Below are 19,132 nucleotides of genomic sequence, written 5' to 3'. Positions count from 1 at the left end.
CAACCTCTCCGTCCACCCGCAGAAGTACCTCCAACTCGCCCAGGGGCGCTTCCTGTCCACCGACGGCCGTTGCCGCAGCTTCGGCGCCGACGGCGACGGCTACGTGCCCGGCGAGGGCGTCGGCGCCGTCCTGCTCAAACCGCTGGCGCAGGCGCAGGCCGACGGTGACACCGTCCACGGCGTGATCCGCGGCTCGTTCCTCAACCACTCCGGCCGCACCAGCGGCTTCACCGTCCCCAGCCCCGCCGCCCAGGCCGCCCTGATCGGCGAGACCCTGGCCCGCTCCGGTCTGGCGCCGGACAGCATCGGCTACATCGAGGCGCACGGCACCGGCACCTCGCTCGGCGACCCGATCGAGATCGCCGGACTCACCCAGGCGTACGCCAACGCCGGTATGGAACGTACGGAACGTAGAGAACACAGCAGTTGTCCGATCGGTTCGGTGAAGTCGAACATCGGCCACCTGGAGAGCGCGGCCGGCATCGCCGCGGTCACCAAGGTGCTGCTTCAGATGCGGCACCGCGAACTCGCCCCCTCGCTCCACGCCGAACGGCTCAACCCGTACATCGACTTCGCCGCCTCGCCCTTCCGCGTCCAGCGGGACCGCGCACCCTGGCGGCCCCCGGCGGGTAGCACCGTGCTCCGCGCCGGGATCAGCGCGTTCGGCGCGGGCGGCTCCAACGCCCATGTCCTACTGGAGAGCCCACCGCCGGAACCGGCCGACGCCACCCCCGCGGGACCCCAGCTGTTCGTGTACTCCGCGCCGGACGAGGCGCGGCTGCGCGAGGTCGTCCGGCGCCAGCTGGCCCACCTCGACCGGCTGGCGGCCGAGGGTGCCGACGGCGCCGGTACGGTCGAGGACGCCGCGGTGGCCCTGCTCACCGACGAGGTCGCCGCCGTCCTGGACGTGCCCCGTACCGCGGTCGACCCCCGCGAACCCCTCGCCGACCTGGGCCTCGACCCGGTCGCCGCCACCGAACTCCGCCGCCGGCTGGAGCACCGCCGCTCCGCCGGCGCACCGGTCGCCCTCGGCACCGCGATCGCCCTCGACACCGCGGTTGCCCTCGACGCCTCGATCGCCGAACTGGCCGGCCGGGCCGCCGCGGACCCGCGCACCGTCCCCCTGGCCGACATCGCCTACACCCTCCAGGTGGGCCGCGCCCAACTACCCGCCCGCCTGGCCGTCGTCGCCTCCGAACTCCCCACTCTGCACGCCACGTTGACGGCCTTCCTGGCGGGCGGGGAGCTCGGCGACGACGTCTTCACCGGCGCCGCGGAGCCGGCCGGGGGCACGGACCGGCCGCAGGACCACGACGAGCGGACCGCGGCCGGCGGGCGCGCCGTCGAACTGTTCCGGCAGGGCCGGTTGCACGGTCTGGCCCGGCTCTGGGCCGCCGGCACCGACGTGCCCTGGGAGGACTGCCGGCCCGCCGACGGCCCGCGTCCGCGCCGGGTCCCGCTGCCCGCCCACCCGCTCGACGAGCGGCCGTACTGGATCGGCCGCTGGCAGCGGTCCCGGGCCGAGCGCCGACACCCCGCGGTCGCCCCGGACACCGGCACCCCGGCCACGCCGACCGCCCCGGTCGCCGCCCGGCCGACACCGGCCCCGACGCCCCGCCCCGCCCCCGACCGTCCCGCCCTCGACCGCGCCGAGGCCGTCCGGGCCGTCGAGGACGCCGTCTGCGCCCGCCTCTACCTCGAACGCCACGAGATCGACGCCCGGTTGAGCTTCCACGAGATGGGCGTGGACTCGGTCGGTGCGGTGGAGATCGTCCGCGATCTGGGCGAACGCTTCGCCGTGGAGATCGACCCGGTGGCGCTCTTCGACCACCCGACCGTGACCCGTCTCGCCGACCACATCGGGGACCTGTGGCACCACACCCCGGCCCCTACGGAGCCCACGGCGACCGAAGGACCCCACGGGACCGACGACGCCCCCACGGCGGCGCCCGCCCCCGAAGCCCCCGCCTCCCCCGCCCCCACCGACACCACCGACATCGCCGTCATCGGCATGTCCGCCCGTTTCCCCGGCGCCGAAGACCTCGACGCCTTCTGGGCGAACCTCGCCGCCGGCCGCGACAGTTTCACCGAGGTGCCCGCCCACCGCTGGGCGGTCGACCGGGTCTTCGACCCCGACCGGCTCGCGCCCGGCCGCACCTACAGCAAATGGGCCGCCATGCTGCCCGACGTCGACCGGTTCGACGCCGCGTTCTTCCACCTCTCGCCGCTGGAGGCGGAGGTCATGGACCCACAACAGCGGCTCTTCCTCCAGCAGTCGCACGCCGCCCTGGAACACTCCGGATACGCGGTCGGCGGCCCCGAACGCACCCACTGCGGGGTCTTCGTCGGCTGCGCTCCCGGCGACTACTCGCTGCTGCTCGACCGGGCGGGCAAGGCCGACACCGGCCACGCCTTCCTCGGCACCACGAGCTCCCTCCTGCCGGCCCGGATCGGCTACTTCCTCAACCTCGACGGCCCCACCATGGCCGTCGACACCGCCTGCTCGTCGTCCCTGGTCGCGGTCCACCTGGCCGCCGACAGCATCCGGCGCGGCGAGTGCGCGATGGCCGTCGCCGGCGGGGTCGCCCTGATGGTCACCCCGCAACTCCACATCCGCGGCAGCAAGGTCGGCATGCTCTCCCCGCGCGGACGCTGCGTACCGTTCGACGCCGCGGCCGACGGCACGGTGCTCGGCGAGGGCGTCGGCGCCGTCGTCCTCAAACGCCTCGACCGCGCCCTGGCCGACGGCGACCACATCCACGGCGTCATCAAGGCCACCGGCGTCAACGGCGACGGCCGCACCAACGGCATCACCGCGCCCAGCGCGGCGTCCCAGGCCGCCCTGATCGCCGACGTCCACGACCGGGCCGGCGTGCACCCCGCCGACATCGGCTACGTCGAGGCGCACGGCACCGGCACCGCCCTCGGCGACCCGATCGAGGTCAAGGCGCTCACCGAGGTCTTCCGCCGGCACACCGACCGGGTCGGCTACTGCGGCCTGGGCACCGTCAAGGCCAACATCGGGCACACCACGATGGCCGCCGGAATCGCCGGCCTGCTCAAGGTCCTGCTGGCCCTGCGCCACCGCGAACTCCCGCCCGCGCCCGCCTTCGACACCCCCAACCCCAAGACCGACCTGCCCACCAGCCCCTTCTACGTCGTGCCGGACCGCCGTCCCTGGGAGCCCGGCCCCGGCGGCACCCGGATCGCCACCGTCAGCAGCTTCGGCTTCAGCGGCACCAACGCCCATGCGGTGCTCACCGAGGCCCCACGGCCGACCGCCCGCCCCGAAGAGCCCCACGGGGAACGACTGTTCCCGGTGTCCGCCCGCGACCAGGCGGCACTGGGCCGACTGCTCGGCGCCCTCGCCGACGCCATCCCGGACGACGCCCGCCCCGCCGACCTAGCCTTCACCCTCGGCGTCGGCCGCGCCCACCTCCCCGTGCGCGCCGCGGTCGTCGCCCGCGACACCCCCGAACTCCGCCGCAAACTCCGGCTGCTGGCCGTCGGTTCGACCGCGCCCGGCTGCTACCGCACCGGACCGGACGGCCCCGCGGCCACCGCCACACCGGAGGGGACCGGCGAACAGGACCTCGCCGCCCGCACCGGCGCCGCCGACCCCGACGTCCGCCGCACCGCCCTGGAAACCCTGGCCGCCGCCTACACCTCCGGCCACGACGTCGACTGGCGCGCCCTGCCGCACGGGCCGCACCCGCGCCGCACACCGCTGCCGACCTACCCGTTCGCCGCGGACCGGCACTGGGTGGAACTCCCGGCCCCCACCGGCGGCACCCACCCGGAGGCCACCGCCCCGGCCCCGCACCCGCTCCTCGGCACCCCGGCCGGCTCGCCCGGCGACCCCGACGGCGCCGTTCTGCCGGCCGCCGTCCCCGCCGACCACTGGGTGCTGGACCACCACCGGATCGGCGACGCCCCGGTCCTCCCCGGCGCCGCCGGACTCGACCTGGCGGTGGCCGCCGCGGCCCGCTGCGGCCTGTCCGGCCCGCTCACCCTGCACGGCGTCCAGTGGCTCCGGCTGATCGACGCCGAGGCCGCCGGTTCGCTGCGCCTGACCCTGACCCGCGACGGAACCACCACCGGCACGTACCGCTTCACCCTCACCACCGGCGACCACGGCGAGACCGTGTGCACCCGCGGACAGCTCACCGCCGCGCCCGACGGCCCGCCCCCGACCCCCGAAACCCTCGACCTCCGCGCGCTCACCGCCCGCTGTCCGCACACGATCCCGGCCGCCCGCTTCTACGCGGACTTCCGCGCCGGCGGCATCGCCTACGGCCCGACCTTCCAGGTCCTGGAGACGATCGCCTTCGGCGCGGACGACGTCCTGGGCGCCCTCCGCACCCCGCCCGGCACCGACGGTTTCGCCCTGCACCCCGCCCTGCTCGACGGCGCCCAGCAGACCATCGCGGCGCTGGAGGCCGGCAACGACGCCACCCTCGTGCCGTTCTCCGTCGAGCGGGTGGAGATCCTCGACGACCGCGCCCGGCCGGCCCACGCCCATGTGCAGCGCGCCGGACAGCACCGCTACACCGTGCGCCTCGCCGACGCCGACGGGCGGGTCTGCGTCCGCTACCACGGCCTCGCCCTGCGGGCCCGCCGCAACCCCGTCGACGCGATGATGCACCGGCCCGTCTGGCAGGACGCGACCCGCTCCGCCCCCGTCCCCGCACCGGACACCGGCCGCACCGCCGTCGTGCACACCCCCGCCGCGTTCCGGCTCGCCACCGCCCTCGCGGCCCGCACCGGAGCGGCCCTGGTCCCGCTGACCGGCTCCGCCGACACCGACCGCTGCACCGACCGCCCCGCGCTCCAACAGCCCCTGGACACCCTCTACTTCGTGGCGACCGCGGACGACGGGGACCGGACCGCCCCCGAGTCCGACCGCTCCGCCCTGGAGCTCTTCCGGCTCGTCAAGCACCTGATCACGACCGGCCGAACCCGGGACCGGCTGGCCCTGCGCCTCGTGCTCGGCGGCGCGGTCCCGGCCGACGACGCCGACCCGGTCCGCCCGGACGCCGCCGGGCTGCTCGGTCTGGCCCGGGCGATCGAATCCGAATGCCCCCGCTGGAGTGTCAGTTGCCTCGACGTCGGCGCCGGCCCGGACGCCGACCCGGCCGGTACCGCCGAGCGGATCACCGCCGAGCCGGGCACCGAACCCGTGGTGCTGCTGCGCGGCGCCCGCCGCCTGGAGCGGGTCTTCGCGCCGGTGCGGGTGCCCGCGCCGCAGGGCGTCGAGCCGTTCCGGGAGGGCGGCGTGTACGTGATCGCCGGCGGCGCCGGCGGCATCGGCTTCGCCCTCAGCCGGCTGCTCGCCCGGATCGCCCGCGCCCGACTGGTCTGGCTCGGCCGCCGCCCGGAGGACCCCGAACACCGGGCCAAGGCCGCCGAGATCGCGGCCCTGGGCGGTCAGGCCCGCTACCTCCGGGCGGACGTCGCCGACGAGTCCGCGCTGCGGACCGCGCTGGCCACCGTCCACGCGGAGTTCGGCCAGGTCAACGGCGCCCTGCACGCCGCCCTCGACCTGCGCGACCGCACCCTCGCCCACATGGACGAGGAGACCTTCCGCGCCGGACTCGCCCCCAAGGTCGCCGGCGTCACCGCCTTCGGCCGGGTCTTCGGCGCCGAACCGCTGGACTTCCTGCTGATCTTCTCCTCGGCGGTCTCCTTCGTCGAGGCCGGCGGACAGGCCAACTACGCGGCGGCCAGCACCTTCGAGGACGCCTACGCCCAGTGGCTGGACCGGCAGCGGCCGTACCCCGTCGCGGTCGTCAACTGGGGCTTCTGGGGCAGCGTCGGCGCGGTGGCCACCGACCGGATGCGGGACGCCTTCGCCAAGCTCGGCATCGGCTCCATCGAACCCGCCGAAGGCATGGCCGTGCTGCGCCGCATCATCAGCGCCGGGCTGCCGCAGACCCTCGCCATGAAGGCGGATCCGGCCGCACTGCCCGAGATGGGCATCCGGGTGGCGGGCGCGGACACCCCCGCAGCGAGCCCGACGGCGCCCGCCCCGGCCGCGGAATCCCCGGCCCCGCAAGCCGCACCCCGGCCGGCGTCCCCGACACGGCCCGCCGCATCTCCCACCACCCGCACCATCACCTCCACTACCCCCACCACCCCCCTCTCCGTCGACGCCGTCCGGGACTACGTCACGGGGGTCTTCGCCGAGGTGCTCAAGTACGGCGCGACCGCCCTGGACACCGCCGCCACCTTCGAGAACTTCGGCGTCGACTCCCTCGTCAGCCTCAACATCGTCAACCGCTTCGAACGCGACCTGGGCGACCTGCCGTCCACCCTGCTCTTCGAGTACATGACGATCGACCAGTTGACGGACCACTTCCGGGAGACGTACGCGGAACCACTGACCGCCCTGCTGGGTAGCGGAAGTGACGATGCATCAGCACCACTCGCCGTCCCGCCCCCGAGTCCGTCCCCGTCCCCGTCCCCATCCCCGTCCTCGTCCTCGGGCACGCCCGCGACGGACTCCGCCGACGCCACCCCCGCCGTCTTCACCCGCGCCCAGGAGGCGTTCGCCGAGGTCGAGGCGTACAGCCGGGACCTGCTGCGGCGCACCGTCCTCGGCTGGGACGCGGTACCGCGCCCGGGGGAGTACACGACCGTCGGTGAGCTGCGTTCCCGCCTCGGCGTGGTCGACCGGCACCGGCGGCTCTTCGACGCGGCGCTGAGCATCCTGCGCCGGTCGGGCGCGGCGACGGGCCCGGAGCCCGCCATCGGCACCGACGTTGGCACCGACGTCGGCACTGCCATCGGCACCGAGGAACGGGCCGCCTTCGGGCTGGCCACGGACGCCGCCTCGCCCGCCGCCCGGGTGGACGGCGCTCAGGTCGCCGCCCGCTACCCCGAGATGCGCGGCCACGTGACGCTCGTCGAACGCACCGCCGACGCCCTCGCCGAGGTGCTGGCCGGCCGCCGCAACCCGATGGACGTGCTGTTCCCCAAGGGATCGGTGGCGCTGGTCGAGCCGATCTACAAGGGCCAACCGATCGCCGACCACTACAACCAGCTGCTGGCAGAGGAGATCGCCGACGCGGCACGCCGGATCCACGCCGAGACCGGCCGGCCGGCCCGGATCCTGGAGATCGGCGCCGGTACCGGCGCCAGCTCGCAGACCGTGCTGCCCGCCCTGGCCGCCGCCCCGGACACCGCCCACTACTGGTACACCGACATCTCCCCGGCCTTCCTGCGCCACGGCGAGCGGGAGTTCGGCGCCGCCCACCCGTTCATGTCCTTCCGGACGCTGGATATCTCGCGCGACCCGCGCGAACAGGGCTTCGAACCGGGCAGCTTCGACGTCGTCTTCGGCACCCACGTCCTGCACGCCACACCGGACATGGACCGCACCCTGCGCAACATCCGCACCCTGCTCCGCCCCGGCGGCCTGCTGCTGGTCAACGAGATCACCCGGTTCTCCGACTTCCTCACCCTCACCTTCGGGCTGACCACCGGCTGGTGGATGTACGAGGACGCCGCCCGACGACTGCCGCACTCGCCGCTGCTGGCCCCGGCCCAGTGGCGGGACACCGCGGCGGCGGCCGGGCTGCGGACCGTCCGCACCCGCGGCCTACCCGGCATCCCGGTCGACGAGCTGGAGCAGTCGCTGGTGGTCGCCGAGCGCCCGGCCGAGGACCCGGCCGGCGGAGGCGGGCCGTCCGCGGAGTCCGTCCGCGCCTATGTGAGCGGGGTGTTCGCGGAGGTCCTCAAGTACGGTGCGGCCGACCTGGACCCGGCGGCGACCTTCGAGAACTTCGGCGTGGACTCGCTCGTCGGCCTCAACCTCGTCGACCGCTTCGAACAGGACCTCGGGGACCTGCCCGCGACCCTGCTCTTCGAGTACCCGACGATCGACCGGCTGGCGGAGTACCTGGCGGCGGAGCGGGGGGAGCGGCTGGCAACAGTGCTGGCGCCGGAGCCCCGGCTCTCGACGACGGCAATCAACCGTTCGCCGTCGACAGTGGCCGAGGAACCGACGGCTGCGGCCGAGGAAACGACGAGAACAGCCGAGGAAACGGCGAGAACGGCCGAGCAACCGACGGCGACGCCGGCCCCCACGGCCCTCTCCGCACCCCCGCTCGTCTCCGCCCCCCAGGACATCGCCGTCATCGGCGTCACCGGCCGCTATCCCCAGTCACCCGACCTCGACGCCTTCTGGTGCAACCTCGCCGAGGGCCGTAGCTGCATCACCGAGATCCCTGCCGAACGCTGGGACTGGCGAGACCACTTCGACCCCGAGAAGGGCAAGAAGCACCGCAGCTACAGCCGTTGGGGCGGCTTCCTGCGCGATATCGAGATGTTCGATGCGCCGCTCTTCGGCGTGTTGCCGCGCGACGCCGCCGACCTCGACCCGCAGGAACGCCTCTTCCTGGAGACCTGCTGGGAACTGCTGGAGACCACGGGCCACCTCGGCACCCACACCCACGAACCGGAGACCGGGGTCTTCGCCGGGCTGATGTACGGCGAGTACGGGCTGCTCTCGGCGGCCACCGACTGGCCCGAGGGCCGCTACGCCACCGGCCACTCCGCCTTCTGGTCGATGGCCAACCGGGTCTCCTACACCTTCGACCTGCAAGGCCCCAGCCTCGCCGTCGACTCCGCCTGCTCCTCCGCGCTCAGCGCCATCCAGCTGGCGTGCGAGAGCCTGCGCCGCGGCGAGTGCCGGATGGCCATCGCCGGCGGCACCAACCTGATCCTGCACCCCGCCCACTACGCAGCCCTGTGCGCCCGCACCATGCTCTCCGCCGGCGACGGGTGCCGGGTCTTCGACGCCGGTGCCGACGGCTTCGTACCCGGCGAGGGCGCCGGTGCGGTGCTGCTCAAACCGCTGGACCGGGCCGAGGCCGACGGCGACACCATCTGGGGCGTCATCAAGGGCGCGGTCAGCAACGCCGGCGGCAAGGTCAGCGGCTACACCGTGCCCAACCCCAACGCCCAGGCCAAGCTGGTCGCGGAGGCGCTCCGGCGCTCGGGCGTGCACCCGCGCACGGTCTCCTACGTCGAAGCGCACGGCACCGGCACCGCGCTCGGCGACCCGATCGAGATCGGCGGGCTGACCAAGGCGTTCCGGTCCGCCGGGACTGCTGGGACTGCCGGGTCCGCCGAGACCGCAGGGTCCGCCGGGTCCGCCGAGACTGCCGGGATCGCCGGGATCGCCGGGATCGCCGAGGCCGCCGGGTCCGCCGCGTCCGACACCGGCCACTGCGCCGTCGGATCGGTGAAGTCCAACATCGGCCACCTGGAGGGCGCGGCCGGGATCGCCGCGGTGACCAAGGTGCTGCTCCAGCTCAAGCACCGCACCCTCGTACCCACCATCAACCTCGACACCCTCAACCCGAAGATCGACTTCGCGGGTTCGCTGTTCCGGCCGCAGCGCACCGCCGAGCCCTGGGAGCGGCCGGTCGCCGACCTCGGCACCGGTGCCCGGGTCTGGCCGCGCCGCGCCGGAATCAGCTCGTTCGGAGCGGGAGGAGCCAACGTGCACATGGTGCTGGAGGAATACCGCGGCCCCGGCCCGGACCCGACTGCCACCCCGGACGCGGTCGCCGAACCGACCACCGCCACCGGGGAACCGGAACTGTTCGTGCTGTCCGCCCTCGACCGGGACACCCTCGCGGTGCACGCCGGACGGGTTGCCGACTTCCTCGACGGCCCCCAGGGCGCGACCACCCCGCTCGCCGACCTCGCGCACACCAGCCGCATCGGCCGCCGGGAACTACCGGAACGCCTCGCGGTGACAGCTTCTTCACACTCTCAACTCGCCGCAGCCCTACGGAAGTTCGCGCGGGACGGGGAAGTCTCCTCGGTGCCGGGGGCGGTGTGCGTGGGTACGGCCGTCAAGGGCGGACCCACGGACGGCCCGGACGGGGACGCCCTCGCCGCCGCGCTGGCCGGACGCCAATGGGCCGGACCGGCCGCGTACTGGGTGCGCGGCGGCCGGGTCGACTGGCGCGAGGTGCCCGGTGCGGCGGCCCGCCGGCGGGTGGCGTTCCCGACGTACCCGTTCCGCCGCAGCCGCCACTGGGTGACCGACGACCCCCGGCACCTGGCACCGGGGGCGGTGCGAACGGTCCCGGCGGCGGCAGCCAGCGACACGACGGCAGCCAGCGACACGACGACAGCCGGTGATGCGACGGCGGCCGGTGGCGCAACGCCGGCTCCGCATCAGGAGGTGGCTCCGCATCAGGAACAGCCGCCGGTCCCGCAGGCGGCGGCGGTCGCGCACCCCGGGCACACCCCGACCCAGGGCGTCACCCGGGCCCCGCAGGAGGACCCCGCCCCGGAGACCCGGCCCGCGCCCGCCCCCCTCCCGCCCGGCGCCGTCGAGCGCCGCGCCAACCACCCCGCCCTCGCCTTCGCCGATCACCACCGCATCGCCGGGGCCCGCTGGGTGCCCGGAGTGGCCCTGCTGGAGGCGGCCCGCGAGGCGGGCCCGGAAGGCGGCCTCGGCTTCCCCTTCCGCATCGGGTCGGTGCGCTGGCTGGCGCCGGCCGACCTCGACGCCGGTACCCGGCGGATCGCCCTCGCCTACGCCGACCGCCCCGGGACCGGCACGACCTTCCAGATCACCGACCCGGACGCCGGCGGCCGTACCCTCGCCCGCGGCATCCTCACCGCGGGCGGCCCGGACCCCGCACAGGAGCCCCCCGGGCACCTCGACCTGGCCGCGCTCCGCCGCCGCTGCCCCACCCAGCAGGACCTCTGCGAGTTCTACGACGCCTTCGCCGACAGCGGCCTGGAGTACGGCCGTTCGCTGCGCACCGTCGCCGGGCTCCGGTCCGGCGACGGGGAGTGCCTGGCCCGGCTGAGCCTGAGCCGGGTGCTGCGCCGGACCGGCCCGGTCTTCGCCCTGCACCCCGCCCTGCTGGACGGCGCCCTCCAGACCGTCTCGGCACTGTGTACCGGCGAACGGAGCTATCTGCCGGTCGGCATGGCCGAGTTGCGGGCCTATGGGCCGCTGCCCGCGGACAGTTGGGCGTACGTGCGTGAGGTCACCCCCGACGACCGGACCACCGGACACCGCCGCTTCGACCTCCGGCTGACCGACGGCGAAGGCCGGGTGCTCCAGGCTGTCGACGGCCTGGAGATCGCCCCGCGCGGCGCCGCGGCCGAGCCCACCGAAACCCGCTACCTACGGGCGACCTGGACCCCGGCCGCCCGCCGCGCCGACGCCGCCGGCGCGGACCGCCCGCCGCGCACCGTCCTCGTCTTCGGCGACGCCACGCCGACCCGCCACGCCCTGGCCCGCCAGCTGACGGACCACGGCAGCACCGTCCTGCACGCCACCGACGGCCCGGACTTCACGGCTCCCGAGGACGACGGACACCCGCACCCCACCTACACCCTCCGCACCGCCGACCCCACCCACCACACCCGGCTGATGGCCGAACTGGCCGACCGGGGGCAGCTCCCCGAGGCCATCGTCCACCTGGCCGACCCCGACCCCGCCCCCAACCCCGACGCCGCCACCGACGACACCGCGATGGCCGGCCGTGAGTTGCCGCCCGTCCTCTGGTCCGCGGTGGCGGTCCTCGCCCGGTCCGAACGTCCCGCCCTCCGCCTGGTGTACGTCCACCCCGCCGGCCCCGACGGCCCCGGCACCGCCGACCCCCGGCACACCGCCATCGGCGGGACCCTGCGCACCCTCGCCCTGGAACACCACAAGTTCGCCTCGGTGCGACTCGAACTGTCGCCAGAACAAGGGGAGTTGGCGGCCGGGGCGATCGTGGCGGAGCTGGCCGCCGCCACCCCCGGTGTCGTCGAGACCGCCTACGCCCCCGACGGCACCCGCACCGAGAAGCACCTGACGCCCTGCACCCCGCCGAACGTCCGGCTGTGCGATTTCCCGCTCCGGGACGGCGGCACCTATCTGATCACCGGCGGGGCCGGCGCCCTCGGGCTGCACTTCGCCGCCTTCCTCGCCGATCGCGCCCGCACCGCCACCCTCGTGCTCACCGGTCGCTCCCGTCCCGACGCGGCCACCGTCCGGCGCCTGGACGAACTGACCGAGGACGGCGTACGGGTCGTCCACCGGCGCGCGGACCTGCGCGACCCGGTCGCCGTACGGGAGTTGGTGGACTCCGTCACCGCCGAGTACGGCCCGCTGAACGGGGTGATCCACGCGGCCGGCGTCACCCACGACGCCCGCGCGGTCGCCAAGACACCGGACCAGGTCACCGCGGTGCTCGGGCCCAAGGTGCAGGGCACTCTGCACCTCGACGCGGCCACGGCGGACCAGCCGCTGGACTTCTTCGTCCTCTTCTCCTCCATGTCGGGCGAGTCCGGCAACCCGGGCCAGGCCGACTACGCCTACGCCAACGCCTTCCTCAACGCCTTCGCGGTCCGCCGCGAGGCCCTGCGCGCCACCGGCCGACGGGCCGGCCGCAGCCTGTCGATCGGCTGGCCGCTGTGGGCCGACGGCGGTATGACCGTCGACGACGCCACCCGCGAACTCTTCGTCCGCACCTGGAACATGGTGCCGCTGCCCACCCGCGCCGGCCTGCTGGCGTTCGTCCGGGGGCTGGCGTCGGAGCTGCCGGCGCTGTGCGTGGTGGAGGGGCTGATCCGCGACGACGCACCGGACGCGGAACCGGCCGGCGCCGCCCCGGAGCCGGCCGCCCAGGAACGGCCGGTCGCGGCGCCCTCCCTCGACGGCGCGCGGCTCCGCGACCTCGTGGAGCGCGAGGCCCGGGTGCTGGCCTCCGGGTTCCTGCTCGTCGACGAGACGGACGTGGACGTCCGGGCCGAGCTGCTGGAGCTGGGCTTCGACTCGATCACGCTCACCGAACTGGTCAACAAGGTCAACGAGCGGTTCGGCCTCGATCTCCTGCCCACCGTCCTCTTCGAATGCCCCGATCTGACGTCGTTCGCCGACTACTTGGTGGCCCAGCACGCTGCCGAGCTGTCCCGACACTACGGAAACACCGGACTGACAGAGCCGGAGGTGACCGTCCCCCTCCCCACCCCGGCACCCGCCGCCACCCCCCTTCCCGTCCCCCTTCCCACCCCCGTTCCCGTTCCCGCCCGCGCCGAGATCGCCATCATCGGCATCGCCGGCACCCTCCCCGGGGCCGACGACCCCGACGCCTTCTGGGAGCACCTGGCCGCCGGGGACGACCTGGTCGGCCCGGTGCCCGAGGACCGCACCGCGATCCGCGCCAACCCGGCCACCCGCGACCTGCGCGGCGGATTCCTGGACTCCGTCGACGCCTTCGACGCCCGCCTCTTCGGCATCTCGCCCAACGAGGCCGCGTTGATGGACCCGCAGCAGCGGCTGTTCCTCCAGACCGCCTGGCGGGTCTTCGAGGACGCCGGATACCGCCCGGCCGACCTGGCGGGCTCCTCGTGCGGACTGTTCGTCGGCGTCGCCACCCACGACTACGACGACCTGCTCAAGGAGAGCGGCATCCCGGTCCAGGCGCACACCGCCACCGGCATCGCGCACTCCGTCCTGGCCAACCGCGTCTCGTACCTGTTGGACCTCAACGGGCCCAGCGAGGCCGTGGACACCGCCTGCTCCAGTTCGCTGGTGGCCATCCACCGGTCGGTGCGCGCCATCCAGGACGGCGAGTGCGAACTGGCCGTCGCGGGCGGGGTGAACGTCATCCTCACCCCGGGACTGCTGGAGTCCTTCAGCCAGTCGGGGATGCTCAGCCCGGACGGCCGATGCAAGACCTTCGACGCGTCCGCCGACGGCTACGTACGGGGCGAGGGCGTCGGTGCGGTGCTGCTCAAACCGCTGGCCCGGGCCGAGGCGGACGGCGACCACATCTACGCGGTGATCAAGGGCAGCGCGGTCAACCACGGCGGCCGCAGCAACTCCCTCACCGCACCCAACCCCGACTCCCAGGCCCGGGTGATCGCCGCCGCGGTCCGTGCGGCGGGCATCGAGCCCGGCACCATCGGCTACGTCGAGGCGCACGGCACCGGCACCCGGCTCGGCGACCCGATCGAGACCGAGGGCCTGAAGAAGGCGTTCCGCACCCTCCACGAGGAGCGCGGCGAGCCGCTGCCCGACACCGGGCGGATCGCCCTCGGCGCGGTGAAGACCAACATCGGCCACCTGGAGACCGCGGCCGGGATCGCCGGTGTCCTCAAGGTGGTGCAGTGCATGCGCCACCGCGAGCTCCCCGCCAGCCTGCACGTGCGGGAGCTCAGCCCGTACCTGCGGCTGGACGGGACGCCGTTCCGGGTCAACGACCGGCACCGCACCTGGGAGCCGGCCCACACCGCCGACGGTCGTCCGGTGTGGCGCGCCGGTATCAGCTCCTTCGGCTTCGGCGGGTCCAACGCCCATCTGGTCCTGGAGGCGTACGAAGGCCAACTGCCGTCTCCTGTAGACGAGTTCATCCCCCGGGTCGTCACGCTCTCCGCCGGTGACGACGACCGGTTGCGGAGCTACGCCGGCCGGCTCGCCCGGCATCTGCACCGCTTCCCGGAGGCCGACCCGGCCCGGGTCGCCCACACCCTCCAGACCGGCCGCACCGAGCACCGGCAGCGGTTCGCGGTGACGGTCCGCGACCGGACGGAGCTGGTGCGGGCACTGGAGGCGTTCGCCGCCGGGGAGTTGCCGGACGGCGCGCTGACCGGCACCGCCCGGCGCGGCGCCCCGGCGGCCGGCGGGGACGAGGACCGCGAGCTGCTGATGAAGCTGTGGTGCGAGGGCGCCGAGGTGCCCTGGCACCGGCTGTGGACGTCGGCGCCGGGACGGATCCCGCTGCCGGCCGCGCCGTTCGCCCGTACCCGCCACTGGTTCGCGGCACCGGCAGCCGAGCCGCAGACCACCACCGACGCACCGGCCCGACCGGACCAACCGGACCAACCGGACCGACTGGCCCGACCGGCCCAACTGGTTCAACCGGACCGACTGGCTCAACTGGCCCGCCCGGCTCGCCCGGCCCTTGAGGAGACCGTGATGGAAACCCCCACCCCGATCCGCCCACCGCACCCGGCGCGGCGCGGGCCCAAGGTCCGGCTGACGGCCCCGGGCGGCGCCCGACCCGCCCCGGTCGCGCCCGCCCAGACCGCACCCGAGCCGGCCCCGTCCGCTCCGGCCCCGTCCGCCCCCGCCGTACCTGCCCCCGTCGTGCCTACCCCTGCCCCCGCCTCCGCCCCTGACCCCGATTCCGCCGCCGCTGGTCCCGACATCGCGGCCCTGCTGCGCGGCCAGCTCTCCCACCTGTTGGGCATGGGCATCGACGAGATCGACGACGACGCGCCGTTCGGCGAGCTGGGGTTGGACTCGATCTACCGGATGGACCTGGTCCGCACGCTCAACGAGACCTTCGGCCTGGAGCTGAAGGCGGCGGAGCTCTACGACTACGACACGGTCGGCCTGCTGAGCCGGTTCGTCGCCCCGCTGTGCGGGGGCCCGCACGGTCAGGCCACCGTCCCGGCCACCGCCCTCGCCCCCGCGCCCGTGACCACTGCGGCCCCGGTCCCGGCCCCGGCCGCTGCCCCCGAGGAGCGCTCCTTCGAAGATCTCCTCCAGGACGCCATCGCCGCCGAACTCGGCCGCCCCTTCGACCCCCGCGAGACCTTCACCGACAACGACTTCAGCTCGTTCGACATGCTGCGGGTGGTCGCCGCCCTGGAACGCGGCTTCGGCGCGCTCCGCAAGACCCTGCTCTTCGACCACCCCACGCTCGGCCGGCTGGCCTCCCACCTCACCGAGACCCACGGCCCGGACGCCGCCCGCCTGTTGGCGGCCGCGCCGACCACCGACGCCGCACCCCCGGCCGCGCCCGCCGCCACCGACCCGCGGCGGTACGACGACGACGGCGCCCTGGTCATCGCCAAGACCGACCTGCCGGACCACCCGGAACTCGCCGCCACCGTGGCCGACCTGGAGCGCCGCCACGGCCGCGAGGGCGGGCTGCCGGGCCGCGACATCGCCCCGTTGATCTTCCTGGGCGCGGCCCGCAACGCCTACTTCAACTTCTCCCGCCGCGGCGACGCCATGCTCACCTGGAGCTACGTCGGGCCCACCGAGGACATGCCGGCGCTGGCCGCCGAGTACGTCCGCTACGGGCAGGCGCACGGCATCGACCCCAACATCGTCTCCCTGATCCGCCTGGAGGAGGCGGACGGGGTGCGGTTCACCGCCACCCCCTTCGGCGCCCTGCAACGCCTCGAAGGAATCAGGGACTTCACCCTCGAAGGCGGCCGGATGCAGCGACTGCGCTACATGATCCGGAAGTTCGAGAAGGCGGGGGAGTGCCGCACGGTCGAGTACCCGGTCGGCTCCGATCCGGACACCGACCGGTCGATCACCGAGCTGATCGACCGGTGGTGCGAGGCCAAGGACATGGTCAACCCGTACGTGCACACCGTGCGGGACGAGATCGGCCGGGGCATCCTCGCCCCGCGCCACCGGATGTTCCTGACCTACGTTGACGATCGGTTGGTCAACGCGGTCATCGTCACCAAGATCCCGTCCGAGGACGGCTACCTGCTGGACCTGGAGTTCTACCCCAAGGACGCCCCGCTCGGCGGCCTCGACCACACCGTGGTGAAGATCATCGAGCAGACCGCGGCCGAGGGCTGCACGGTCTTCAGCTTCGGCGGCAGCTTCGGCGCCAAGGTCTGCGAGTCGCCGAACGCGGCGCCGGAGGCCGAAGCCGCACTGGAGGAACTGCGCTCCCGCGGGATCTTCACCGGTGACGGCAACCTCCGCTTCAAGAACAAGTTCCGCACCGAGAACCTGCCGCTCTACCTCTGCCAGCCCGCCGACACGGCCCGCACGGACGTCTCCCGGCTGATCCTGATGATCGCCAACCCGGAGGTGGCGACCCAGGGGGAGGCCGCTGCCACCGCCGAAGCCGCTACCTACGCTGCAGCCGTTGCCGCGGACGAAGCCGCCGCCGAAGCCGAAGCCGCTACCTACGACGAAGGCGTCGCCGCACCCGCACCCGCACCCGCACCCGTCGCCGACGTCACCCCCGCCACCGAAGGCCCCTCGTCCGCCGCCCCCCGGGACCACCACCTCGCCGCACACGGCTGGAACCCCCTCCACCTCCCGGCCTCCGCCATCGACTTCGACCTGCTCAGCGACTCCTGGGCCGAGCTGGACCGACCGCACATCGCCGCCCGCACCGCCGCCCTGCGCGCCGCGGCCGAGCACCGCCCCACCGGTCAGACCCTCGACGGCCTGGACCTGCTGCCGTTCTCCTGCGTGGTGCCCACCCCGTCCGGCCGGGCCGCCGAGGCCGCACTGTGCCGCGCCTGGCCGCACCGCGGACCCGTCGTCCTGCACAACTCCCTCTTCCCCACCTGGTACTTCAGCCACCTCGACCACGGGTTCACCCCGACCGCGGTACGCCGCGCCGCGGACCCGGACCCGGTCTTCCGCGGCGACCTCGACCTGACCCACCTGGACGAGCTGCTGGCCAAGGACGCCGGCCGGATCGCCTGCCTGTGCATCGAGGTCAGCAACAACGCCGACGGCGGCGCCGCGCTCTCCTACGAGAACCTCGCCGCGGTCCGCGAGACCGCCGACCGGCACGGCGTCCCGCTCGTCCTGGACGCCACCCGGGTCCTCGACAACGCCGTACTCATCACCGAGTACGAGGACGACCACCGCGGCCGCGAGGTGCTGGACGTGGCGCGCGACCTGCTCGCGCTCGCCGACGCCGTCACGATCAGCCTCTCCAAGGACTTCGGCGTGGACACCGGCGGCATCGTCGCCACCGACGACCCGACCGTCGCCCACCACCTGCGCGAACGGATCACCCTGCGCGGCCCGGAGATCAGCCGCTCCGGTCGGGCGCTGGCCGCCGCCGCGCTCGCCGACACCGCCTGGGCGGTCCCGGCGGTCCGCGACCGGGTGCACCAGGTCGCCCGGATCCAGCGGGCGCTGGCCGAGGCCGGTGCCCCGGTGACCGACGGCACCGCCACCCACTGCGTCCTGCTCGACACCCGGCGGATGCCCGCCCTCGACGGCCACGCCCACCCGGTTCCGGCCGCCCTCGCCTGGCTCTACCGGCACACCGGCATCCGGGCCGCCGCCCATCTCGACGGCCGTACGGACGGCCCGGCCCTGATCCGACTGGCCATCCCGGTCGGCCTCACCGACGCCGAGACCGACGAGATCATCGCCCGTCTCACCACCCTGTTCGCCGGCTCCACCGGCTCCACCGGCCCCACCGCCCTCGACATCCCCGACCTGCTGCCGGCGCCCGGCGACGGGCCCGCCGCGCTGGCCTGGTACCACCCCCTCGACCGGGTCCCCGACGACATCCGGGAGGCCATGGTCGAGGGCCACCGGGCCGAGAACGACAACTGGACCGTGCTCCGCGAACACCAGCCGGCCACCGAACGGCACCTCGTCCGGCTGCCGCAGGGCGCCGGCGGCGGCGACGTCGAGGTGTTCACCGCGGGGGACGGGCCGACGCTGCTGCTGATGCTGCCGTTCAACATCGGCGCCGGGATCTACGGACCGCAGTTCGCGGCGCTCGCCGACCGCTACCGGGTCACCGTCGTGCACCACCCGGGCGTCGGCGCCACCACCGCCTGTGAGGACCTCACCTACGACGGCATCGCCGACCTGTGCCGCCGCACCCTGGACCGGCTCGGGGTGCGCGGCCGGGTGCACGTCGCCGGGGCCTCCTTCGGCGGGCTCACCGCCCAGACCTTCGCCCTGCGCCACCCCGACGCGACCGCCTCGCTCACCCTGATCGGCAGCTCGTACAAGCTCGGCAACCGGGCCGGCGAGGTCAACCGGCTCGCGGTGGTGGCCACCGAGGACTTCGACCACGTCGTCACGGAGAGCGGATCGGACCGGCTGGGGCGTGAACGCACCCGCTACGAGCGGCAGTTGCTGCGCTGCGAAAGCATGGACCCGCAGACCGGGCTGCGCTACCTCGACATCTTCGCGGCCGCCCCGAACCTGCTCGCCCGGCTCGGCGACATCACCGCGCCCACCCTGCTCGTCCAGGGCCGGTACGACACCGTGATCCCGTTGAAGACCGCGCACCTGCTGCACGGCGCCATCCCGGACGCCACCTACCAGGAGATCCCCGACGCCGGGCACTTCCCGAGCCTGACCAGCGCCGACGAGTTCAACGCGACCCTCGCCGCCCACCTGGAGCAGCACCCGGCATGA

General features: G+C 74.5%; 1 protein-coding gene (cut by a window edge). It reads left to right on the top strand.

Translation table 11 applies throughout. The annotated features are described in order from the left end of the window. A protein-coding gene (locus ACFVT2_RS11045; RefSeq protein WP_390015065.1) for an SDR family NAD(P)-dependent oxidoreductase crosses the window boundary here: on the top strand, window positions 1-19,132 show its 3' portion. It extends 3,491 nt beyond the left edge of the window; 19,132 of the gene's 22,623 nt are visible here — the last part of the coding sequence; the start codon falls outside the window, past its left edge; the stop codon is at window positions 19,130-19,132.

This window comes from Streptomyces sp. NPDC058000, from assembly GCF_042886435.1.
GTDB lineage: Bacteria > Actinomycetota > Actinomycetes > Streptomycetales > Streptomycetaceae > Streptomyces.
Note: the sequence above shows the minus strand (reverse complement) of the source record. Positions and strands in the feature narration are given on the sequence as shown.